This is a genomic window from Streptomyces sp. NPDC058469, assembly GCF_042721125.1.
Classification (GTDB): Bacteria; Actinomycetota; Actinomycetes; order Streptomycetales; family Streptomycetaceae; genus Streptomyces.
In genome coordinates, this window is sequence record NZ_JBHXME010000181.1 from 1 (window position 1) to 22139 (window position 22139).

The following is a 22139-nucleotide window of genomic DNA, read 5'->3' on the forward strand; positions in this document are numbered from 1 at the left end:
GCCGGACACCTGCCGGTGTCCGGCACCGGAACCTTCCGCGTGCTCCCCTGGCGCCATGGTGCACGCGGGGTGCGCGCCCGCGCATTGCCGGAACCCGGCAGTGTTCATTAGGGTCTTGATGCCGGTGACGCGCTAAGAAAGCGTCACCAGGGCGTCAAGGAAACAGGGGGCGGAGTTGCCGGAGCGCGAGATACCTGAGCAGTATCTGGCGGGGTATGCGCGGCTCCTGGCGGAGGTCGCCGGCACCGGACGCCGCCTGACCCGGGCCGAGTTGGAGGCCCGCCGCGCCCTGGGCGAGCAGGCGGCCGAGGCCGGCCACGAACTCCGCGCCCTGGTCAATGCCCATCTCGCCGCCACCCGCGCCGCCTGGCCACAGACCCCCGGTTCCGCCGACTGCACACTTGCCGCGGTGCAGCAGGTCGTCGACGCCTTCGCCGAGGGCTACGAACGCGCGCAGCGACTCGCCGTACGCCAGGAGGAGGCGGCGCGGCGGGAGTTCATCGACGACCTCCTCTACGGCCGCAGCGATCTGGGCCGGCTCGCGGAACGCGCCGAGCGCTTCGGCCTGCGCCTCTCCCACACGCACGCCGTCGCCGTGGTCCAGGGCCCGACGCCGTACGACGAGAGCGCGCCGGTGCCGCGTCAGGTGGAGCGCGCGATGATCAGCCGTTTCGGTGACCGCAACATCCTGCTCACCACGAAGGCCGGCCGGATGCTGTGTGTCGCGCCCGGCGACCAGGACGACATCCTCGCCCACTTCGCGAAGCAGTCGTACGCCGCCGCGGAGGGCGCCCGCGCGGCGATCGGCAGGCCGCAGCCGGGCGCGGGCGGGATCGTCCAGTCGTACGAAGAAGCCCTGAACACGCTCGAACTGGCCGAGCGGCTCAACCTGGAGGGCCCTCTTCTGCGCGCCGCCGACCTGCTGGTCTACCCGGTGCTCACGCGCGACCGGCAGGCGATGGCCGATCTGGTCCTCGACGCGCTGGGCCCGCTCACCAGGGCGCGCGGCGGTCCGCGCCCGTTGCTGGACACCCTGTCGACGTACTTCGACTGCGGCTGTGTGGCCGCGGAGTCCGCCCGCCGGCTCTCACTGAGCGTGCGCGCGCTGACCTACCGGCTGGAACGCATCCACCAGCTCACCGGCGCGAATCCGGCGGACCCCGGCCAGCGGTACACGCTGCAGACGGCGGTCATCGGGGCCCGGCTGCTGGACTGGCCGGACAAGGAGCTGTGACGAGCTGTGACGCAGAGAGCGACCTCGCGCCCGGATGGTTCTGTGGCGGCGTGGTCGCTCGGGGTGTGCGGGGACGTGCGGGCGGAGGCGTCAGCCCAGGGTGGTGCCGATGTACGAGGTCGATTCCGGGCCGGAGTCCACGGGGGTGTCCGCGACGGGGGCCGGTGCGGGCGCGGGTGTGGCGGGCGCGGGCGGCGTCTCGTGGCAGGTGAAGCCGAGCCGGGTGAGGGCCCTGGTCACCTCGAAGGCGGTGAAGTCACGGCGGTCCTGCTTGGTGATCACTTCGCCGACCTGCTTGACCGGGTACAGCTTGCGACTGATGACGGCGCAGGGACCGGTGACGGGCTGCTCCGGGCGGATGCCCTTGAGCATCTCCTCCACCTCGCTCTTCGTCAGATCGAAGGGGTAACGGGCGATCACGCAGCGCATGGTGCCTCACCAAGGGGTTCGAGCGGGAGGAGAGGGGAGGATTTCTCCTCGGGGAAAGCCGGGGAGCCGGGGAACGGCCAGGGAACGGCGGGTAAATGAACAGATACGAAAAGAGGCCCGCACCCAAGGTGCGGGCCCCTGTTTCGCAGTCTCGCGTGCTTAGGCGGGAACGATGTTCTCCGCCTGCGGGCCCTTCTGGCCCTGCGTGATGTCGAAGGTCACCTTCTGACCTTCCTGCAGCTCGCGGAAGCCCTGGGTGGCGATGTTCGAGTAGTGGGCGAAGACGTCAGCGCCGCCGCCGTCCTGCTCGATGAAGCCGAAGCCCTTTTCCGCGTTGAACCACTTCACGGTACCGGTGGCCATGTCTTAACTCCTAGGCAGTGCACGAGATCCGCACTTTACGAATCTCCTCCATCGCCGTGATGATCACCTGTCCGGAGAACCGGTTCAAAATTGGCAACCACAACTGCAACTGAAGTCAGCCTAGCACGGAACCCATTTACGGGGCGGGGGAATTGTGCGGGAAAAGCACCGCCCGAAACGGTGAATTTCTGATTCGGGCGGATCAGATTTTCTGTTCGTTGGATGACCCGTGGGACGAGCCGTGCGGCCCCTCGTGAGCAAGCCGTCCCCCGTGGGCACGCAGCTCCTCGTTGACGCGCAGGGCCTCCTCCAGCCGGTCCTCCAGGCTGATGATCCGGCACGCGGCCTCGATGGGCGTCCCCTGGTCGACCAGCTCGCGGGCGCGGGAGGCCGTACGGAGCTGACGGCGCGAGTAGCGGCGGTGACCGCCGTCCGACCGCTTCGGGTTGATCAGCCCGGCCTCACCCAGTGACCGGAGGAAACCGGGGGTGGAGGCGATCAGCTCGGCGGCCCGGCCCATGGTGTAGGCGGGGTAGTCGTCGTCGTCGAGCCGGTCGGCCGCGGGCTGCTGGCTTTCTGCGGGCATGTACACCTTTCCTGCGGACCACCGGGAGGGGACGGGCTGCCGCCGGGGAGCTGGTTCCCCCGTACGGGAACTCTAGTCGCACCCGGGGAATCTCTGTCGTGGCGAGCACAGATGTCCTCACTCCGGTTGACGCGGTCAGGGGCCCAGAACCAGCACCCGACAGGCGCCCGGGAGCCGTGGATCAAGGCCATCCGGGTCCCGTACGACGTCCTGCCAGCCCCAGGCGCGGTAGGCCGACAGGGTCTCGGTGTCGGTGCGGGGCACCAGGGTGACGCCGAGGGCCGGCGCGTGATCGTCGAGCAGCCGGCGCTGCAGACGCCGGGCGAGGTTCCACTCCCGGTCCTGGTAGTGGGTGCGCACGCGGGGCGGGACGACGATCCCGGAGACCGCGAAGAGTCCGCCGGTGACCGCGAGGCCGTGCAGCAGCCGGGGCAGCCGGGTGTCGTGGCCCTGCCACCAGGGATCGGCGGCGCGTACGGGGAAGCCGTAGGCGCAGGCCGTCAGGGTCGTGTTCTCGGCGATCAGCAGGGCGAACCCGGGGCGCCGGACGTCACCGGCCAGCCGCCGCAGGAAGGCGGTGCGGGAACGGTTGCCCGTGCGGGTCCCGCCGCAGGTCTCCTCGTACAGGACGCCCAGGTCCTGGAAGCGGTCCTCGATCTGGCGCCGGCTGAGCGGGCGGACGCGGTCCCCTTCCCACGGCGACGGGCCGCGCTCGCGGTGGGACGTGCCGCGTTCATGGCCGGATGTGGACCACGTCTTCGCCCAGCCCGCCGTAACGGCACCGCTGTGTCTGTCGAGGGCCGCGGGCGCGTCCGCGGTCACCGGCCGACCGGGCACATTCACGGTCATGGGCTGAGCCCTGCCCCGGGCGCGGACACATCCGCCCCGGCGTCGTGGTTCGCCGAGAACGGCACCGGTGCGATCCGGCACACGAGAAATCCTCGGTCCTTTCACGGTACGCCCGCGGGCCGCGGAGGGGGTCGGGACGCCGCACGCCCCGACCGCCCCGCGCGGGGCGGGAGTACGGTGAGCGATACCGGGAGTTCTCCGCACCTCGGCTCTGGCGCCGACGTCGTTCCCAGTGCACCACGGCACCGGACCGCCGCACGACGGACGGCCGGGGACAGGGACCGCGACATGAACGCGCCCACGGACACCCATGGTTCGCCCGCCTCGGACACCCACACCTCGCCCGACGCGGAGCAGACCGCCCCTCCCCTCCGGCTGCGCCTCGCCGCCCACACCTCCGTACCGCGCCGCCTCGACGGAGCCTGGTGGCCGCACTCCTACGACGTGCTCACCGAGGTACCGCGACTGCTCGCCGGACTGCCCCGGACCTGGGGACACATCGTCAGCGTGATGGTGAACGGGCGGGTCTGGTCGACCGCCCCGGGCCGGATGCTCGTGGCCAACCAGGTCGTACGGCTGCACCGGACCACCGCCGTGCACGCCCCGAACACCGTCGTGCTGCTCGCGCCGGGCCGTGGCCGCTGGGACCTGCTGGTCGTACCGCCGGAGCTGACCGAGGAGGCCGCCGAGCCGATCATGGCCGCGGCGGTCGCCAACCTCGTCTGAGACCAGGCCGGTTACTGGTCCAGCTGTTACTGGTCCGGCTGTTACTGGTTCCAGCTCTCGTCGTACGGGTCCTTCGGCGTCGGGATCGGTCGGGCCTGGGTGACCTGGAAGTAGGGGATCGGGCGGTTGTTGATGGGGTCCTTGGTCTGCTTGGGGGTGTAGGTGCCGGTGATCTCCAGCCAGGTGTCGGGCTGAAGTACCGGCGGGATCTTGCCGGTCAGCGCGATCTTGACCGGCTGGGCGTCCGCCGCACAGCAGTTGAGTGCCATGCGGACGAGGAACGGCGCACCGGACTTGTCCAGCGCGACGAAGCCGGTGACCTTCAACTGCCGGGTGCCGAGGGACCGCCCGTGGTCGTAGACCGCGCGGCTCGCGTAGTCGACCAGGCCGAGGGTGAGCGGGTTGCTGTCGGGGAGCTTGAGGAGGCCGTAGGGCTGCTGGAGGGCGGTGCCCGTGCGTACCGCGCTGTAGGAGCCGAGGGCCGGCGGGGCGACCAGGATCAGGGCGAAGAGCGGGAGGATCAGGAGCCAGGAGATACGGGGTTCGCGGTGCACGTGACCGTGAGCGTCCTCGTGGGCGTGAGCGTCCTCGTGGCCGTGCTCGTCGTGGCCATCGGTCTCGTCGTGGGCCTCGGTCTTGGTGTGGGTCTTCTCCGCCCGTGCCCGGCGCCACTCGTACCAGGCCGTCGCCAGCGCGGCCACGATCAGGACCACGCCGGAGAGCAGCAGCAGGGGCTGGAGTCCGGCCTTGACGTAGCGCAGGTAGAGGTTGGTGAAGCCCGCGTGCAGGAGGGCCGCGCCGACCAGGAACAGGACCGCCGCCTGTGCCTGCCGGTTCACAGGAGCACCGCCCCGGTGACGACCGCGCCCGCGATGGCGAGGACGAAGGTGGCGGGCGCGAAGCGCAGGGCGAAACCCCGGCCGAACGTGCCCGCCTGCATGGCGAACAGCTTCAGGTCGATCATGGGTCCCACCACCAGGAACGCGAGTTTGGCCGTGAGCGAGAACTGGGTGAGCGACGCGGCGACGAACGCGTCCGCCTCCGAGCAGATCGACAGCAGGACGGCGAGGATCGAGAGGGCGAGGATCGCCACCACCGGGTTGTCGGCGGCCGTGCGCAGCCAGCTCGCCGGTGCCACCGCCTTGAGCGTCGCCGCGGACATCGCGCCGAGGACGAGGAATCCACCCGCCTGCATCACGTCGTGCCGGACCGAGCCCCAGAACGCGGCCCCCTTGGTCTCCCCCTCGTGCGGTTCGTGGGCGGCCAGGCGCAGCCAGTCGGTGCGGCCGAGGCGCGTCCACAGCCAGCCCATCACGCAGGCCACGAGCAGGCTGCCCGCGAACCGGGCGAGCACCATCTCGGGGTTGCGCGGGAACGCCACGGCCGTCGCCGTCAGCACGATCGGGTTGATCGCCGGGGCGGAGAGCAGGAACGCGATCGCCGCCGCCGGGGTGACGCCCCGGCGCACCAGCGCCCCGGCCACCGGCACGGACGCGCACTCGCAGCCGGGCAGGATCGCGCCCGCCATCCCGGCGATCGGCACGGCCAGCACGGGGTTCTTCGGCAGCGCGCGGGCGAAGAACGTCGCCGGTACGAACACCGCGATCCCGGCCGACAGCAGCACGCCCAGCACCAGGAAGGGCAGCGCCTGCACGACCACGGCCACGAACACCGTCATCCAGCTCTGCATCACCGGCGCGGACAGGGCCTGACGGATCGGGCCCTGCGCCAGCACCACCACGAGCAGCACCATGGTCAGCACGAGCGGCGAGTTGAGCTGCCAGCCGTCCTTCGGCTCCTTGGCGGGCGCGTCCGACTTCGAGGGCGCCGCATCCGGTTTCGCCTGCGGGTCCGGTGGCGCCGACGTCTCCGGTGTCGCGGGCACGGCCGACTGCCGAGGCGTCTCCGTGCTCGGCGGCGTCTCCGTGGTCGGCGCGGCTGGTTCGGTGGTGATGGCCACGGGTGAGGTACCTCCGGCAGGCGGCGCGGGGTTTCGCGAGTTTTGCTCCCTGTCTCTGCATACGGCAGTCGGGGCACCGGTGTTCAGCGGAATACTGGAACCACCCGCCTCCTTGGGGCAGTCTTTCCCCTCGTGGCGAGCAGCGTTCCGAATCAGAGCCCCCCGGGCGGTGCCCGTGCGCACATGGTGGTGTGTGGCGACGACGCGCTCGCGCACCGACTCGCCGCCGAACTGCGCAGTGTCTACGGCGAGCAGATCACCCTCGTCGTCCCGCCCTCCGAGGCCACCGCACGCCAACCTGTCGTCGGCCGCGCGCGTGCCGCCTCGGCCGCCCTGTTCGACCGGGTCAACGCGGCGGTGGGCCGGGCCAACGGAAACGGGAACAGCACCGCCGGACCCGTGGCCCCCGAACCCCCGCGCGGGGAGCGGGTGTTGGAGGTCGCCGAGCTGACCGAGGCCGTGTTCGCCGAGGCGGGCGTGGAGCGGGCGACCGCGCTGGCCCTCGTCTATGACGACGACGAGACCAACATCCGCGCCGCCCTCACCGCCCGCCGCCTCAACCCCCGTATCCGGCTCGTGCTGCGCCTCTACAACCGGCGGCTCGGCCAGCACATCGAGGAACTCCTCGACCAGGCCGCCGCGTTGGCGACCGGCGACGGGACGGGCACCGGGACCGGAACCGGGTTCGACGCGTCCACGACCGTCCTCTCCGACGCCGACACGGCCGCACCCGCGCTGGCCGCGACCGCTCTCGCCGGTACCAGCAAGGTCGTCCAGACCGACGGGCTGCTGCTGCGCGCGGTGGAACGGCCGCCGCCGGGACCCGGTCAGGTGGCCGACCCGGGGCTGGCCACGCTGGCCCTGCTCTCGGCGACCAGCAGCGACCCGGCCGGCGCGGACGGCTCCGAGGGCATGGGCGAACAGGGCCCGCGCCTGCTGCCCGACTCGGCGGCCGTCGCCTCGGCCACCGGGCGCGGGACCGTCGTCCTGGAGCAGGTGTCGTACGCCGGGCCGCAGTTGCCCGGCGGGCGCGGGGGCGGTGTCGTCCCTGCCTTCTCCTCGCTCTTCTCGCGGCGACTGCGCTGGTCGCTGGCGGGCATGGTGGCGTGTGTGATCGCGCTCGCCGTCTCGCTGTGGCTGGTGACCAAGATCCACCCCCTGACCGCCTTCTATCTGACGCTGCTCGACCTGTTCGCGATCGACGACCCCGCGATCGGGGCGTCCCTGGGCCGGCAGATCCTTCAACTCCTCTCCGGTCTCGTCGGGTTGCTGATGCTGCCGGTGCTGCTGGCCGCGGTCCTTGAGGCCCTCGGCACGTTCCGTACGGCGTCCGCGTTGCGCAAGCCGCCTCGCGGGCTCGGCGGGCATGTCGTGCTGCTCGGGCTCGGCAAGATCGGCACCCGGGTGCTGACCCGGCTGCGCGAACTCAACATCCCCGTGGTGTGCGTCGAGGCCGACCCCGAGGCCCGCGGGCTCGCGGTCGCACGCCGGCTGCGGGTGCCGGTGATCCTCGGTGACGTCACCCAGGAGGGCGTCCTGGAATCCGCCAAGATCCACCGCGCCCACGCCCTCCTCGCGGTCACCAGCTCCGACACCACGAACCTCGAAGCGGTGCTGTACGCCCGGTCCGTGCGGCCGGATCTACGCGTCGTGCTCCGCCTGTACGACGACGACTTCGCGACCGCCGTGTACCGGACCCTGCGCGCCGCCCACCCGAACGCCCTCACCCGGAGCCGGAGCGTGTCCCATCTGGCCGCGCCCGCGTTCGCCGGGGCGATGATGGGGCGGCAGATCCTGGGCGCGATCCCTGTCGAGCGGCGGGTGCTGCTGTTCGCGGCGATGACCGTGGGCGGGCATCCCCAGCTGGAGGGCAAGACGATCGCCGAGGCGTTCCGGGCCGGGTCGTGGCGGGTCCTGGCGCTGGACACGGCGACGCGGGACGCCTCCGAGGACGTACGGCGGTCGGGGTTGGTGTGGGACCTCCCCGACACGTATGTCCTGCGGAGCTCGGACAGGGTTGTGCTTGCCGCGACTCGACGGGGGTTGGCGGAGTTGTTGGGACGCCGGCCCCGGGATCGTGCGTGACGGTGCCCTGAGCTGGGCCGGAGCTTGAACAGGTACCCGGCCGGCGCCGAAGCGGGCGTTGCTGGAGGCTGCCGCCCCCAGACCCCCGCTTCGGCCCCGAAAGGGCCTCGTCCTCAAACGCCGGACGGGCTGATTTTGCGGACCTGCACCAAGAAGCCGCCCTGCGCTGGATTTCGTCGGCCTGCACCAAGAGATCGCCCTGCGCCGGATTTTGTCGGCCTGCACCAAGAGATCGCCCTGCGCTGGATTGTGCTGGCCCGTGTTCAGAAGCCCCGCGGGTCAGTGCCCCAAATGCCGCTCCGCGAAGTCCAGTTCGAGCCTGACCTGCTTGATCCGCTCGTCCACCACCAGTGACCCGTGCCCCGCGTCGTACCGGTACACCTCGTGCACGGCGCCCCGCGACTCAAGCCGCTTCACGTAGTTGTCGATCTGGCGGATCGGGCAGCGGGGGTCGTTGACGCCGGCCGAGATGTAGACCGGGGCCGTGACCTTGTCGACGTAGGTCAGCGGGGAGGACGCCTCGAAGCGGGCCGGGACCTCGTCGGGGGTGCCGCCCAGCAGCGTGCGGTCCATGGCCTTCAGGGCTTCCATCTCGTCGTGGTACGCCGTGACGTAGTCGGCGACCGGGACCGCCGCGATGCCCAGCGTCCACGCGTCGGGCTGGGTGCCGATGCCGAGGAGCGTGAGGTAGCCGCCCCAGGAGCCGCCGGTGAGGATGAGGCGGGCGGGGTCGGCGAGACCGGAGCTGATCGCCCACTCCCGCACCGCCGCGATGTCCTCCAGCTCGATCAGACCGACCCGGTACTTCAGGGCGTCGGTCCACGCGCGCCCGTACCCGGTCGAGCCGCGGTAGTTGACCCGTACGACCGCGTATCCGTGGTCGACCCAGGCCGCCGGGCCCGCCGAGAACGAGTCGCTGTCGTGCCAGGTCGGGCCGCCGTGGATGTCGAAGACCGTGGGGAGGGGGCCCGTGGCCCCCGCCGGCTTCTGGACCAGGGCGTGGATGCGGCCGCCGGGGCCCTCCACCCACACGTCCTCCACCGGCAGCGAGCCGGGCGACTTCAGGCCGGGCGGGTCCAGGACGACCTCGCCCGTCGTCGAGCGCACGGCGGACGGCTCGGCGGCCGACGACCAGAGGTATTCGACGCTGCCGTCGGGGCGGGCCGTGGCGCCCGAGACCGAACCGGCCGGCGTCGGCACCTTCACCAGCGCGCCCGAGGCGAGGTCGTAGCGGAACACCTCGCTGCGGGCCTCGAAGCTGTGCGCGATGAGGAGGGCCGAGCCGTCCGGGTACCACTCGGCGCTCACGTCGCCGGGCAGGTCCAGGGACAGGTCCGTCTCACCGCCCTTCACGACGTCCCACACCAGGGGCTCCCAACGGCCGCGCCGCTGATGGCCGATGAGGAGGCGCGTGTCGCCGTCGACGGGTGCGAAGCCGAGCACCTCAAGGCCCAGCTCCTCGGTGCCGCCCTTGGTGTCGTCCAGGTCGGCGACCGCCGTGCCGTCCGGGCGCAGGACGCGCAGCGCCGAGTGCATCGCGTCGCCGTGCTCCGTGTGCTCGATCGCGATCAGTGAACCGTCGTGCGAGAGGTCGCCGACGCCCGCCGACTCGCGGTGCCGGTAGATCAGCGTGGTCTCGTCACCGGTGCGGGCGAGGTGGATCGTCGTACCGTCCTCGTCCGTGGAGCGGCCCACGACCGCCGTCCGGCCGTCGCGCGCGAGGGCGACCCCGGCCGGATAGGACGGTTCCAGGCCGGGAACGGCCGGTTCGTCCGGGCCGCCCTTGAAGGGCTGGCGGCGCCACACGCCGAACTCGTCGCCGTCCTTGTCGTCGAACCACCAGATCCACTCCCCGTCCGGGGAGAGCACACCGTCCGTCGTGCCGTTCGGCCGGTCCGTGACCTGGCGTTGCTCGCCCGTCGCCCGGTCCCAGGCGTACAGCTCATACGTCCCTGTCGCGTTCGACACGAACAGGGAACGGTCGGGTGCGTCCTCCGCCCAGTCGGGCAGGGACACTCGGGGCGCCCGGAAGCGCTTCTCCCAGTCCGGTGTGATCTCGGACCCGTTGCTCTCAGTCATGGCCCCATACTGCCCGCCCACAACGACATTGCACTGACCGGATCCTCAGCCTGTGGATAACCTCGACCAAGACCCGGCCGGAGCATTGCCGACGCCTGGTGAACCTTCGGGCCGACCCCCGGGCCAAGGGCCCCACGGCAGCCCCGTACCGTGGAAGGCGTGTACCGGTTTCTGCTGACATCGCGCTGGTGGGGCATCAACGTCTTCGTACTGCTCGCCATCCCCTTCTGCATCTTCATGGGGTCGTGGCAGCTGAGCCGGTTCCAGGCGCGCGTGGACAGCAGCCACCAGGCCACCCGGCAGGTCGAGACGGACCGCACGGAGGCCGCCCGCCCGCTGGCCGAACTGCTCCCGGTCGACCAGAACACCTCGGGCCGACAGACCACCGCCACCGGCCGCTACGGCAAGCAACTCCTCGTCCCCGACCGCCAGTTGGGCGAGAAGAACGGCTTCTACGTCCTGACCCTGCTGCGCACCGACGACGGCAGGGCCCTCCCCGTCGTCCGCGGCTGGCTCCCGGGCAAGCCCGACGCCGCGAAGGCACCGGCCGCGCCGACCGGTGAAGTGACCGTCACCGGCTCGCTGCAAGCATCCGAGACTCCGGGCGACAACGGCGTCAGCGCCCAGGGCGGCCTGCCGTCCGGCCAGACCGCCGCGATCAGCGCGGCCTCGCTGGTGAACCTGGTCCCGTACCACCTGTACGACGCGTGGATCACGCTCGACAAGGGCGACTCGGGGATGAAGGCCGTACCGGCGACCGCGCCCGCGAACACCGGCCTCGACCTGAAGGCCTTCCAGAACCTCGGCTACACCGGCGAGTGGTTCGTCTTCGCGGGCTTCGTCGTCTTCATGTGGTTCCGCCTGCTGCGCCGCGAGGTGGAGTTCGCGCGCGACGCGGAGCTGGGCCTGGTCCCGGAGGACGAGGCCCAGGACGAGGACGAAGAAGCGGCCCACGCGACCGTCTGACGTCGCCGGGTCCCCCGACCCGGCCGACTCGCAGACCGACAGTCCGGCCTACGACCCCGCCAGCAGGCCTGTCCGGTAGACCGCGCCCGCGCACGCGTTCGACACCGTGGCCGTGACCGTCGGGGAGCCCGCCTCCGCCGTGTGGGAGACCACGACACTGCCGTCGAGCGTGCCGTCCTCCAGCAGTTGGGTGGACGTCCCGGTGTCGCCGGCCGTGGACCCGCTGCTGGTGCCGGCGTCCTCCGTGGGCGTCGGGCTGGGCGTCGAACCGCCGGTGGTGGTGCCGCCGGTGCTGGTGCCGGTGGTGGGGCAGGTCTCGGAGGGCACCCAGGCGAACTTGATCACATAGGCGGCGCCCGGCTGGAGCACCAGCTGGGAGGCCTCCGTCGACGGGTCGGGCAGGCCGGCCGCCACGTCCCCGGCGCTGTGCCGCACCACGGTGATCTTGTTGGCGTCGGCCGCACCCACCGGGGAGGTGCCCACGGTGCCGGCGCCGCCGACGGTACAGCTCGTGCCGGAGGTGTTGGTGACGCTGAACGTGCCGTAGACGATGCCCGCCGAATCGGCGGCGTCCACCGTCGAGTTGGACGAGCCGAGCTGGTCGGCCGTACAGACGGACGCGGCCGTCCCGGCGCTGGCCGAGGGGTTCGCGCTCACGGTGCCGCGGCCTGGGGTCTTGCCCGTGCCGTCGTTCTTGTGGCCGCCCGGGTTCTGCGAGGCCTGGCCCGAGGAGCCGCCGGCGGTGCTGGAACCGCCGTCCGGGTTCTTGCCCGAGCTCGTGCCGCCCTGCGCCTGTGAGCTGCTGCCCGCGATGGACGGGTCGGCGTTGGAACCGGTGGAGTTCGAGACGTGCACGAGGGCCGGGATGGCGGTGCCGAAGAAGAGCACGGTGGCCGCCATGCCGACCAGGGCCTGGCGCTTGCGGGCCCGGCGGGCCGGTACCGCCTTGCGCAGGTGGTCCAGCGTGCCGTCGCGCGGCTCGACCTCCTGGACGGCCTGGTGGAGCAGCCGCCGCAGGGCCAGTTCGTCGGAGTCGAACCCTTCGGGGACGTGTACGTCGTTGCCGTGGACGTCATGGGCGTGGACGTCCGGGCCGTGTTCGTCGGTGCCCTGCTCTCCGGGTCCTCCGGGTCCTACGGGGTGCCGTCCCTCGATGTCCCCGGAGTTCTCGATGCCTTCGGAGTTCTCCGGGTTCTCAGGGTTCCCGTCGAGGCTCGGCCCGGTGGGGCTCTGTTCGTCGGGGCCGTGGTTCACAGTTCCGTTCCCAGCATGTGTTTCGTTCGGCTGTTCCCTGCGCGCCCAGGTCGGGCCGCGCCGGACGTCCGGCTCGCGCCGTTCACGCGAGCCGCTTCCCTCGGCCTTGTCGCTCATGCCGTTGCCTCCATGGCGATCCGGAGAGCGGCGATCCCGCGCGAGCCGTACGCCTTCACCGAGCCCAGCGATATGCCGAGCGACTCGGCGACCTGCGCCTCCGTCATGTCCGCGAAGTAGCGCAGGACCAGGACCTCGCGCTGGCGGCGCTGCAGTCCCTTCATGGCCTTGATGAGGGAGTCGCGCTCCAGCAGGTCGTAGGCGCCCTCTTCCGCGCTCGCCATGTCCGGCATCGGCTTCGAGAGGAGCTTGAGGCCGAGGATGCGGCGACGCAGGGCCGAGCGGGAGAGGTTGACGACCGTCTGGCGCAGATAGGCCAGGGTCTTCTCGGGGTCACGGACACGTTTGCGCGCCGAGTGGACCCGGATGAACGCCTCCTGGACGACGTCCTCGCAGGAGGCGGTGTCGTCGAGGAGGAGTGCGGCCAGGCCGAGCAGCGAGCGGTAGTGCGCCCGATAGGTCTCGGTGAGATGGTCGACCGTCGTTCCGGCCGCGACGGCGTCGTCGACACCGTCGCGCTGGTTCGGGATGCGGGCGGGCCGCGCTGCGGGCATCGGCGCGATCACCGGCATGCCGCCGGGCGCACGGGATCCACGCGGAGGCCGTAGGGCCGTACCGCGTGCCGCAGTGAAGTCGAGTACCTGAGCCACGCCAGTTGGACACGCTTCCCCCCTTGGGGGTTGTACGCGTCGGCCGTCACATTTACGTCAGACGAAACAGACAGTCCACCCAGCCGTCCGGTGTCACCACTCACCCGTCTGGTGACATCACCCACCCGTCTGGTGTCAGGCAGCACAACCGGCAGTGCGTCGAACACCCTCATGCCTACCCGCTCTTCCCCTATGTCACAAATGTCCAGGGCGTCCCCACGCCCCTTACCGCATCACCGCGCGCCCACCTGAAGGGCGTTCGCAAAGACGCTCCCCGCTCGCCGCGCGGTTGCGGGAAGCGGGGAGTGAAATCTTCGGATGCGGAGGTGGCCGGATTCAAGTGGTCCGGACCATTAATCCGGCCACATCGCGCACCCTGATCCTACAAACCAGGGCGCCACTGGCCAGGGGAATTTACGGCCGGGCAGGGTGGGTGGGGCCTGCGCTCACGCCAGTTCGCGCGCCACCAGCTCCGCGATCTGCGCGGTATTGAGCGCTGCTCCCTTGCGCAGATTGTCGCCGCAGACGAACAGTTCGAGCGCCGTCGGATCGTCCAGCGCCCGCCGCAGCCGCCCCACCCAGGTCGGGTCGGTGCCCACCACGTCGGCCGGCGTCGGGAACTCCCCGGCGGCCGGATTGTCGAAGAGGACGACACCCGGGGCCGTGGCGAGGATCTCGCGCGCCCCGTCGACGGTGACCTCGCCCTGGAAGCGGGCGTGCACGGTCAGGGAGTGCGTGGTGACCACCGGGACGCGCACGCAGGTCACGGCGACCGGCAGCGCGGGCAGCCCGAGGATCTTGCGGGACTCGTCCCGCACCTTCATCTCCTCCGAGGACCAGCCGTCCTCGCGCAGCGACCCGGCCCACGGTACGACGTTCAGCGCGACCGGCTCCGGGAACGGCCCCGTGTTGTCCCCGACGGCCCGCCGTACGTCACCGGGCTTGGTGCCCAGGTCGGTATTGGCCACGAGGGCGAGCTGCTGACGCAGGGTGTCGACCCCGGCCCGCCCCGCCCCGCTCACCGCCTGGTAGGACGACACCACCAGCTCGCGCAGCCCGAACTCGGCGTGCAGCGCGCCCACGGCGACGATCATCGACAGGGTCGTGCAGTTCGGGTTGGCGATGATCCCACGCGGACGCCAGCGCACCTTGTGCGGGTTGACCTCGGGCACCACCAGGGGCACCTCCGGGTCCATCCGGAAGGCGCCCGAGTTGTCGACGACGACCACGCCCTTGGCGGCGGCGATCGGCGCCCACTGGGCGGAGACCTCGTCGGGGACGTCGAACATGGCGACGTCGACCCCGTCGAAGGCCTCCTCCGTCAGGGCCACCACCTCGACCTGCTCCCCGCGCACGGCCAGCTTGCGGCCGGCCGAGCGCGGAGAGGCGATCAGGCGGATCTCGCCCCAGATGTCCGCGTGTTGGGACAGGATCTGGAGCATGACCGTGCCGACGGCCCCGGTCGCGCCGACCACGGCGAGCGTCGGACGCACGGTCGCTCCGGTGCTGGCCATCAGCGGCCGGTGCCTCCGTAGACGACGGCTTCGTCGCTGTCGGAGTCGAGGCCGAACGCCGTGTGCACGGCGCGGACGGCCTCGTTGACGTCGTCGGCGCGGGTGACGACCGAGATGCGGATCTCGGAGGTCGAGATCAGCTCGATGTTGACGCCCGCGTCGGACAGAGCGGTGAAGAAGTCGGCGGTGACGCCGGGGTTCGTCTTCATGCCCGCGCCGACCAGGGAGATCTTGCCGATCTGGTCGTCGTAGCGCAGCGACTCGAAACCGATGCCGTGCTTGTTCTTCTCCAGGGCGTCGATGGCCTTGCGGCCCTCCGCCTTGGGGAGGGTGAACGAGATGTCGGTCAGGCCCGTCGAGGCCGCCGACACGTTCTGCACGATCATGTCGATGTTGACCTCGGCGTCGGAGATCGTCCGGAAGATCACCGCGGCCTCGCCCGGCTTGTCGGGCACGCCGACGACCGTGATCTTGGCCTCGGAGGTGTCGTGCGCGACACCGGAGATGATGGCCTGCTCCACCTGCTGGTCCCCAATCGGCTCACTGCTGACCCAGGTGCCCTGAAGTCCGCTGAAACTGGACCGCACATGGATCGGGATGTTGTATCGGCGGGCGTACTCCACACAACGGTGGAGCAGCACCTTGGAGCCGGAGGCGGCGAGCTCCAGCATGTCCTCGAAGGCGATCCAGTCGATCTTCTGCGCCTTCTTCACCACACGCGGGTCGGCGGTGAACACACCGTCGACGTCGGTGTAGATCTCGCACACCTCGGCGTCGAGCGCGGCGGCAAGGGCGACGGCCGTCGTGTCACTGCCACCCCGCCCCAGCGTGGTGATGTCCTTCTTGTCCTGGCTCACACCCTGGAACCCGGCGACGATGGCGATGTTGCCCTCGTCGAGGGCGGTGCGGATCCGGCCCGGCGTGACGTCGATGATCCGCGCTTTGTTGTGGACCGAGTCGGTGATGACGCCCGCTTGGCTGCCGGTGAACGACTGGGCGCTGTGGCCCAGGTTTTTGATCGCCATCGCCAGCAGGGCCATGGAGATCCGCTCTCCGGCGGTCAGCAGCATGTCGAACTCTCGCCCCGAAGGCATCGGAGATACCTGCTCGGCGAGATCGATCAGCTCGTCCGTCGTGTCGCCCATCGCGGAAACGACGACGACCACTTGGTGGCCGTTCTTCTTCGCTTCGACGATTCGCTTGGCGACGCGCTTGATGCCCTCGGCATCGGCTACGGAGGAGCCTCCGTACTTCTGCACGACAAGGCCCACGTGCGCTCCTCGATCAGTCCTGGTGTGTCGGCTCAGTTTAACGAGCGCCCGAAATTCGCTTCCGCGGTATCGCATGGTGAGATTCGGACGCCCAGGTCAGCGCATGCCCACTCGAGACGTGCCGGAAAAGTGCCGAGCGTCACAGGTCACGCCTGTGAATTAAGTTTCAAGCATTAAGGTGCGCCGTGTGCGCGTACTTCTGGTGGAAGACGATGAACCCGTGGCCGAGTCCCTACGACGCGGACTGCTGCGCTACGGCTTCGAGGTCGACTGGGTCACCACGGGCGGCGCGGCACTGAGCCACCCGGACCCGTACGACGTCGTCCTCCTCGACCTCGGCCTGCCCGACACCGACGGCCTCGACGTGTGCAAGGCGCTGCGCGCCCGCGGCGACGTCCCGATCATCGTGATCAGCGCGCGCAGCGACGAGACGGACCGGGTCGTCGGCCTGGAGCTGGGCGCGGACGACTACGTGTCGAAACCGTTCGGGGTCCGCGAGGTCATCGCGCGCATAAGGGCGGTGATGCGCCGCGCACAGCCCCGGGCCGCCGGTGCCGCAGGACCCGACGCGTACGGCACCCGCCTCACCATCGACCGCAAGGCCGCCCGCGTCCGCCTCGACGGCGAGGAGGTGCCGCTGGCCCCCAAGGAGTACGACCTGCTGTCGTTCCTCACCGAGGAACCCGGCGCGCTGATGTCGCGCGAGCAGATCATGGAAGCCGTCTGGGACGCGAACTGGTTCGGCCCGACGAAGACGCTCGACGTCCATGTGGCGGCGCTGCGGCGGAAGTTGGCGGGCGCGATCACCATCGAGGCGGTACGGGGCGTGGGCTTCCGCCTGGAGATCACGGCCGCGACCGCCGAGGGAACGCGCGTCGAGGGAACGGCCGAGGGAACGTCTCCCTCATGATCCGGCAGCTCATCGTCAGCTACGTCCTGCTCGTGGCCGTGGCGCTGACCGCGTTCACCGTGCCCGTCGCCTTCACGCTGACCGCCCAACTGCGCGGTGACACCGAGCAGTCCGTGGAGCGCGAGGCGAAGACCATGGCCCTCCTCCTGAGCGGCGACGCCGCCTCGCGCGCCGCGCTGGACCGCATGGTGGTGGCGTACGCGCAGGAGACCCCCGGCACCGCCGAGGTGCTGCCCGCAGCACGCGCGAAGACCGCGACGCACTGGGGCGACGGGGCATTGGAGGTGACCGAGCCGGCGAAGCGCGACGGCCGGACGGTCGGCGCCGTACGCATCTCGTACCCGACCTCCGACCTGACCCGGCGCCTGTGGCAGATCTGGGGCTTCCGCGCGATCCTCGCGGTCGGCGTCCTGGCGGTGGCGGCCGGACTGGGCGCGATCGTCGCCCGCCGCCTCACCCGCCCCCTGCGCCAACTCAACGACATGGCGAGCAAGTTCAGCGACGGCGACCTGACCGCCCGCTCCCCCGTGACCGGCCCGCACGAGACGCAGACGCTGGCCAAAACTTTGAACCAGGGCGCCGAACGCCTCGACACCCTCATCGCCTCGCAGCGCATCTTCGTGGCCGACGCCTCCCACCAACTCCGCACCCCGCTCACGGCGTTGCGGCTGTCGCTGGACAACATCGCGGACGGCGTGGACGACGAGTTCGTACGGGAGGACGTGGAACAGGCGACGGCGGAGGTGGTCCGGATGAGCCGTCTGGTCAACGGCCTGCTGGTGCTGGCGCGGGCCGAGGCGAAGGTGACGGCGGCGGAACCGCTGCCGCTGCGGGAGATCGTGACCGAACGCCTCTCGGTGTGGAGACCGGCCGCCGACGAGCGCGGAGTCCACATCGCGCTCAGGGGGAGTGTCGTCGACGGCCGGCCGCTGGTGCTGGCCAGTCCCGGTCATCTCGAACAGGTCCTGGACAACGTGCTGTCGAACGCCCTGGAGGTGTCACCGGACGGCGCGACGATCACCGTACGGTCCGAATCACGGGGCGACGAGGTCGAGTTGACGGTGACGGACGAGGGCCCCGGTATGTCCGGCGCGGAGAAGTCCCGCGCCTTCGACCGCTTCTGGCGCGGCCAGGGCCTCACCGGACGCACCGGTTCGGGCCTGGGCCTGGCCGTCGTACGGCAGTTGGTGACGGACGACGGCGGGACGGTGGCTCTCAGGGACGGGGTTGAAAACGGTGCTGGGTGCGGGCTGTCGGTGGTGATCACCCTTCGGGCATCGCCGAGGAGTGGTGGTTGACGATCAGCCACTTGCCGCCGCGCTTCTCGTACTCGTAGGTGTAACGGGCCTCGACGACACGCTTCGCGCCGGTGTCGGGGTCGGTGAGCGTGAACTCGTAAATGCCGGTGTCCATCGCGGAGTTGCTGTCCAGCACATTGACGATCGTCTCTATCTTCGTGCCGACGGGCCTGTTCGGCAGGAAGTGGTCGAAGTAGTCGACGATCTCGGCGCGGTCGGTTCGGATCTTGTTGGAGACGGTGGGCAGCAGCACGGCGTCGGAGGCGTACCGGTCCGCGACCTTGTCCGGGTCACCGGTCTTCAACGCGGCGTTCCAGCCGTCGAAGAGGGCGGCGATCTGCTTCTTGCCGGGCTTGGCGTCGCCCTGGGGACCGGCGGTCGCGGCGACGGTGCCGAGGGTACCGAGGGCCAGGGCGGCGGTGACCGTGACAACGGCTGCGCGCTTGCTGATGGATCTGCGGGTCATCTCAACTCCAGTGGTACTGGTGCCTTTTGGGATGACTACAGACTCTCTTTCCGCTGGTTAGGGCTTGTGCAGCGGACGTACAGGGGCCGGCCAGGGCCGACCCAATTAACGCGCCGTGGCCGCCTGACCACGGTCGCGGACGAGGCTGACACCGGCTCCAAGCGATACGACACCCATCCCCACGGCGGTCATCACGCCCTGCGTTCCGTCGACCACGAAGGGTGCGACCGCGGCGACGGCCAGGTTGAAGAGGAACAGGAACCAGAGGACGGGCTTGGAGGAGAGGAGGTTCTTCATGACGGGCATCCTTGGGATCTCGGGGCCGGTGGCTCGTTCACCGGCTGACGAGTTCAACGATCCCGTTTCCGCAGGTCCGCGACGAGGGAGTGCGGTCCCGAAGTGGGGGTGTAGCGGTCTACACCCTGGGCGGGAATGATGTTGCTCCATGACGGGGGACATACTGCTGGCCGCGATCGTCCTGCTCGGCGCCTCCGTCCAGTGGCTCACCGGCATGGGCTTCGCCCTGGTCGCCGTACCGGCCCTCGTCCTCCTGCTCGGCCCGTCCCAGGGAGTGGTCCTCGCCAACTGCGCCGCCGGCGCGATCAGCGTCGTGGGCCTGGCGGGCGGCTGGAGACAGGTCCGGGCCCGCGCGATGGTCCCCCTGTGCGCGGCGGCGGTCTGCACGGTACCGGCGGGCGCATGGATGACCCGCCAACTCCCGCCGCCGGTCCTGTTGTTGGTGATGGGCGGGCTCGTCACGGCCGCCGTCCTGCTGGTGATGCGCGGCGCCCGGGTCCCGGCCCTGCGCGGCACGAAGGGTGCGGTCGCGGCGGGCGCGGCGGGCGGTTTCATGAACGCGGCGGCGGGCGTGGGCGGCCCACCGATCTCCCTGTACGCGCTCAACGCGGGCTGGACGGTACGGGAGTTCGTCCCCAACGCGCAGTTCTACGGCGTCGTCGTCAACGCGTTCTCGGTCGCCGCGAACGGGGTGCCCAGCCTGCGTACACCGCAGTGGGTCGCGGTCGTCGCCGCGATGGTGGTGGGCGGGGTGATCGGGCGGGGGCTCGCGGGGCGGATACCTGAACCTCGGGCCCGGGTACTGGTGTTGTCGTTGGCGTTGGCCGGTGGAGTCACGGCGGTGGGGAAGGGAGTGTGGGGGTTGTGATCAGTCGGCGAACTCCTTGAGGGGCTCGGTGTCCAAGGTGATGTTCACGGGGTCCGGGATCTTGAGAGTCGCGCCGAAGGGGAGCTTCTCCTGGTGGCGGTAGCGGCCGTCCTCGGGCTGGTTGAACACGATGACCGAGCAGTCGTCACGGTCGATGAGGAGGTGGACGGGAATGCCTGCGGCCGCGTACCCGTCGGGCTTCTCGACCCGGTCGCGCTGATTCGTGTCGGAGTCGTACGACGTGACCTCCACGGCCATCAACACTCCGTCGGCCTCCGACCACTCGCCATGTCCCTTGAGGCCGCCCTTGGGCATCAGGATCGCGTCCGCGCGAGCGCGTCCCTTGCGGTAAGCCTCAGTCTTGAGGCCCCGCTCCGGATAGAGCCGAAGGTCGGGACGCAGTTGCATGCACCGCTCCAGTAGCCACATGTAGATCTCGGTGTGGTTGCCGTCCGGCGCGGGCTTGACCTGGACCTTCCCATTGATGAACTCCAGCCACACGGTCTCGGGGGCATGGCGTTCCACCTGCTCGAATTCCTCGACGGACATCTGGGGCTGCCGCTCGGTCCTGGGGGTCATGGCGTCGCCCTCTCCTCCGTGCCGCTTCCCGACCGTCACGGCTTCCACCGCCTCGGCGGGAGGCCGTTCGCGATGCGGTCGCGGTTGTCGCGGTAGTGGTAGTGGACGCGGTCCTCGATCGGCACGGGGCGGAACGTGTCGGGCACGGGTCCGCCGGTACGGCGTTCCAGCTTCTGCTTCAGGAAGCGGGCCGTAGTGGTTCCCAGGTAGGCGATCTCCTCGAAGCCCTTCTTGATCTCCTCCTCGCTCATCTCCGGCTCCGCGCGGCATTCCTCGCACACGCCGTTGACGATCTTCGCCGTCCGCTCGTCGGCGTCGCAGGTGGCGCAGGCCATGAGCACGCGGGTCACACGGGCGCGGAGGGGGCGGGTCTCGGCGGTGTCGTTCTTCTTCGGGGGCATCTTCGTCTCCAATCGGGTGCGGGCGAGTCCGCCCGGGTTCGTGACGGTGGGTGGCAGTCCGTCGGTCAGCGCGCGGGCCATGTCGGCCGGGGTGGCGCCTCGTGTCAGCCACTCGGCGGCGAGGGGTTCGAGGGCTCGGCACTCGGCTTCGGAGAGCGACATGCGGGGGGCTGTGGCGCGGAGTTGGGCGAGTGCGCGATACGCGGCGCTGGGCTCGGGGGTCGGGTCCGTCTCCGGTGTCCTGTCGCTCTCGTTCTCCGGCGCAGGGGTCAGGGTCGGGTCTTCCGTCCTCGCCAGGCCCGGCTGGTAGTCATGCGTGACGTCCCTGCCGTGGCGCTCACGCGCGAACTCCGCCCACCACTGCGCCGACCTGGGCGTACGCGACCAGTACGTCCGCGTCACCCACCGCATCGAGTTGTCCTCGACGGTGATGTGTTCCTTGATCCAGCGCAGGTGGCCGGCCTCGGTGAGGCTCTTGAGAGACGTACGGCAGGCCTGCTGGCCGTAGCGGGGATGCTCGGCCGCGATCACCTTGTGGCCCATGGCATGGCCGTCGTCGAGGTGGTCGATGAAGACGGCGATCTCGGCGTCTCGCGGGAGCAGATGTGCGAAGTCCGGGTCGGCGTACGGGGCTTCGTCACCCGTGGCGCGTTTTCCGTAGCCCGTATTGGCCATGGGGTGCGACGGGGACGGCAGGGCAGGGCTAGGCTGGGCGTAAGCCACGATCGAGCCTCATTCGATTCGTAGGTCTAGGCCCCGGATCTGGTGCTACCAACACCTACCGGGGCCGATCTATTTGCTTGTTTGCCGCGAACCTAGAGTGGCTTTACCTTGCGGCGCAAGCCGATCATGGAATGTCACCCGTTCGGGTTAAACCCCCCTCAACTCACGTACAGGCTTGGTTGGTTGGGTTGTTTTTACCCAGCCCAGAACCCAAGAAAAGAGCTCGAAGCCCGAGGCTCAAGCTCCGGGCTGAGCTGCGCAAACCCCGGAAAGGAACATCGTCCAGGTGGGGGCGGCGATGTGGAGTTCGGGGCCCGTGGGGTTCTTTGAGTCGCGGATGCGGATGCGGGTTTGCGGGGTCTTCGAAGTTGGGCGGTGCACGGGGACACTCGGCGCCAGAGGGGTGAGGCGCGGAAGTGTTTCGCAAGGCGGCCCAGTGGGCCACGTAACCGGGGGGGGGGCCCGCGGGCGGGGCCCGGCGCGGGCCCCAACCCGCGAGGTCGGAAAACCCGGT

Annotated in this window: 23 protein-coding genes; 7 read left to right on the plus strand and 16 right to left on the minus strand. The window is 70.4% G+C overall.

Annotated elements, in window-relative coordinates; all coding sequences use genetic code 11:
- The first annotated feature begins 175 nt into the window (after positions 1-175).
- A complete protein-coding gene (locus ACFWP5_RS44705; protein ID WP_384170676.1) occupies positions 176-1234 on the plus strand; it encodes a PucR family transcriptional regulator in 1059 nt (352 codons plus the stop codon).
- A gap of 90 nt (positions 1235-1324) precedes the next feature.
- Here the strand turns inward: ACFWP5_RS44705 and ACFWP5_RS44710 are convergent, their stop codons facing one another.
- The 4 genes from ACFWP5_RS44710 to ACFWP5_RS44725 form a co-directional block, all read right to left on the minus strand.
- On the minus strand, positions 1325-1663 hold the full coding sequence (locus tag ACFWP5_RS44710; protein ID WP_384170678.1) for an SCO5918 family protein: 339 nt from the start codon (positions 1661-1663) through the stop codon (positions 1325-1327).
- Between the two features lie 159 nt (positions 1664-1822).
- A complete protein-coding gene (locus ACFWP5_RS44715; RefSeq protein ID WP_019063123.1) occupies positions 1823-2026 on the minus strand; it encodes a cold-shock protein in 204 nt (67 codons plus the stop codon).
- Between the two features lie 202 nt (positions 2027-2228).
- The gene (locus ACFWP5_RS44720) at positions 2229-2612 is read right to left on the minus strand and encodes a MerR family transcriptional regulator (RefSeq protein ID WP_384170681.1); all 384 of its coding nucleotides are present in this window, start codon (positions 2610-2612) and stop codon (positions 2229-2231) included.
- 135 nt (positions 2613-2747) lie between these two features.
- On the minus strand, positions 2748-3461 hold the full coding sequence (locus ACFWP5_RS44725; protein ID WP_384170683.1) for a hypothetical protein: 714 nt from the start codon (positions 3459-3461) through the stop codon (positions 2748-2750).
- A 288-nt stretch (positions 3462-3749) separates the two neighbouring features.
- Here ACFWP5_RS44725 and ACFWP5_RS44730 point away from each other — a divergent pair, with 288 nt between their 5' ends.
- On the plus strand, positions 3750-4187 hold the full coding sequence (locus tag ACFWP5_RS44730) for a DUF5994 family protein (RefSeq protein WP_384170685.1): 438 nt from the start codon (positions 3750-3752) through the stop codon (positions 4185-4187).
- Between the two features lie 41 nt (positions 4188-4228).
- Here ACFWP5_RS44730 and ACFWP5_RS44735 read toward each other — a convergent pair whose 3' ends face one another.
- Both ACFWP5_RS44735 and ACFWP5_RS44740 read right to left on the minus strand, forming a co-directional pair.
- Positions 4229-5026 (minus strand): TIGR03943 family putative permease subunit, encoded by a 798-nt coding sequence (locus ACFWP5_RS44735; RefSeq protein ID WP_384170687.1) that lies wholly within the window; start codon positions 5024-5026, stop codon positions 4229-4231.
- Positions 5023-6147 (minus strand): permease, encoded by a 1125-nt coding sequence (locus tag ACFWP5_RS44740; protein ID WP_384170689.1) that lies wholly within the window; start codon positions 6145-6147, stop codon positions 5023-5025. The genes ACFWP5_RS44735 and ACFWP5_RS44740 overlap by 4 nt, the downstream gene beginning before the upstream one ends.
- A gap of 183 nt (positions 6148-6330) precedes the next feature.
- Between ACFWP5_RS44740 and ACFWP5_RS44745 the strand changes: the two genes are divergently transcribed.
- Positions 6331-8232: an NAD-binding protein gene (locus ACFWP5_RS44745; RefSeq protein WP_384170691.1), complete on the plus strand. Its 1902-nt coding sequence runs from the start codon at positions 6331-6333 to the stop codon at positions 8230-8232.
- A 279-nt stretch (positions 8233-8511) separates the two neighbouring features.
- On the opposite strand, the gene ACFWP5_RS44750 is transcribed toward ACFWP5_RS44745, so the two are convergent.
- The gene (locus tag ACFWP5_RS44750) at positions 8512-10311 is read right to left on the minus strand and encodes a prolyl oligopeptidase family serine peptidase (RefSeq protein ID WP_384170693.1); all 1800 of its coding nucleotides are present in this window, start codon (positions 10309-10311) and stop codon (positions 8512-8514) included.
- A 159-nt stretch (positions 10312-10470) separates the two neighbouring features.
- On the opposite strand from ACFWP5_RS44750, the gene ACFWP5_RS44755 reads away from it, so the two are divergent.
- A complete protein-coding gene (locus ACFWP5_RS44755; protein WP_384170695.1) occupies positions 10471-11277 on the plus strand; it encodes an SURF1 family protein in 807 nt (268 codons plus the stop codon).
- A 48-nt stretch (positions 11278-11325) separates the two neighbouring features.
- Here ACFWP5_RS44755 and ACFWP5_RS44760 read toward each other — a convergent pair whose 3' ends face one another.
- The 4 genes from ACFWP5_RS44760 to ACFWP5_RS44775 form a co-directional block, all read right to left on the minus strand.
- A complete protein-coding gene (locus ACFWP5_RS44760; RefSeq protein ID WP_384170697.1) occupies positions 11326-12648 on the minus strand; it encodes a hypothetical protein in 1323 nt (440 codons plus the stop codon).
- The gene (locus tag ACFWP5_RS44765; protein WP_019063113.1) at positions 12645-13220 is read right to left on the minus strand and encodes a SigE family RNA polymerase sigma factor; all 576 of its coding nucleotides are present in this window, start codon (positions 13218-13220) and stop codon (positions 12645-12647) included. Before ACFWP5_RS44765 ends, ACFWP5_RS44760 begins: the two co-directional genes overlap by 4 nt.
- A 524-nt stretch (positions 13221-13744) precedes the next feature.
- Complete coding sequence (locus ACFWP5_RS44770) at positions 13745-14812, minus strand: aspartate-semialdehyde dehydrogenase (RefSeq protein WP_384170699.1); 1068 nt, start codon at positions 14810-14812, stop codon at positions 13745-13747.
- Complete coding sequence (locus ACFWP5_RS44775; protein WP_384170701.1) at positions 14812-16083, minus strand: aspartate kinase; 1272 nt, start codon at positions 16081-16083, stop codon at positions 14812-14814. Before ACFWP5_RS44775 ends, ACFWP5_RS44770 begins: the two co-directional genes overlap by 1 nt.
- Positions 16084-16270: 187 nt before the next feature.
- Here ACFWP5_RS44775 and ACFWP5_RS44780 point away from each other — a divergent pair, with 187 nt between their 5' ends.
- Positions 16271-16993, plus strand: coding sequence for a response regulator transcription factor (locus tag ACFWP5_RS44780; protein ID WP_384170703.1), 723 nt, complete (start codon positions 16271-16273; stop codon positions 16991-16993).
- On the plus strand, positions 16990-18291 hold the full coding sequence (locus ACFWP5_RS44785) for an ATP-binding protein (protein ID WP_384170705.1): 1302 nt from the start codon (positions 16990-16992) through the stop codon (positions 18289-18291). Before ACFWP5_RS44780 ends, ACFWP5_RS44785 begins: the two co-directional genes overlap by 4 nt.
- Here the strand turns inward: ACFWP5_RS44785 and ACFWP5_RS44790 are convergent.
- Entirely contained in the window at positions 18257-18757 is a 501-nt protein-coding gene (locus tag ACFWP5_RS44790; RefSeq protein WP_384170707.1) for an SgcJ/EcaC family oxidoreductase, read from the minus strand. The two genes, ACFWP5_RS44785 and ACFWP5_RS44790, sit on opposite strands and share 35 nt — an antisense overlap.
- 105 nt (positions 18758-18862) lie before the next feature.
- Complete coding sequence (locus ACFWP5_RS44795; RefSeq protein ID WP_365301806.1) at positions 18863-19054, minus strand: hypothetical protein; 192 nt, start codon at positions 19052-19054, stop codon at positions 18863-18865.
- Between the two features lie 148 nt (positions 19055-19202).
- On the opposite strand from ACFWP5_RS44795, the gene ACFWP5_RS44800 reads away from it, so the two are divergent.
- Positions 19203-19922, plus strand: coding sequence for a TSUP family transporter (locus ACFWP5_RS44800; protein ID WP_384170709.1), 720 nt, complete (start codon positions 19203-19205; stop codon positions 19920-19922).
- Here ACFWP5_RS44800 and ACFWP5_RS44805 read toward each other — a convergent pair whose 3' ends face one another.
- From ACFWP5_RS44805 to ACFWP5_RS44815, 3 genes are all read right to left on the minus strand, one after another.
- Positions 19923-20501, minus strand: coding sequence for a Uma2 family endonuclease (locus ACFWP5_RS44805; RefSeq protein ID WP_384170711.1), 579 nt, complete (start codon positions 20499-20501; stop codon positions 19923-19925).
- A 35-nt stretch (positions 20502-20536) separates the two neighbouring features.
- Positions 20537-21577 (minus strand): hypothetical protein, encoded by a 1041-nt coding sequence (locus ACFWP5_RS44810; RefSeq protein WP_384170713.1) that lies wholly within the window; start codon positions 21575-21577, stop codon positions 20537-20539.
- Between the two features lie 285 nt (positions 21578-21862).
- Entirely contained in the window at positions 21863-22006 is a 144-nt protein-coding gene (locus tag ACFWP5_RS44815) for a DUF397 domain-containing protein (protein ID WP_384170715.1), read from the minus strand.
- Positions 22007-22139: the final 133 nt, after the last annotated feature.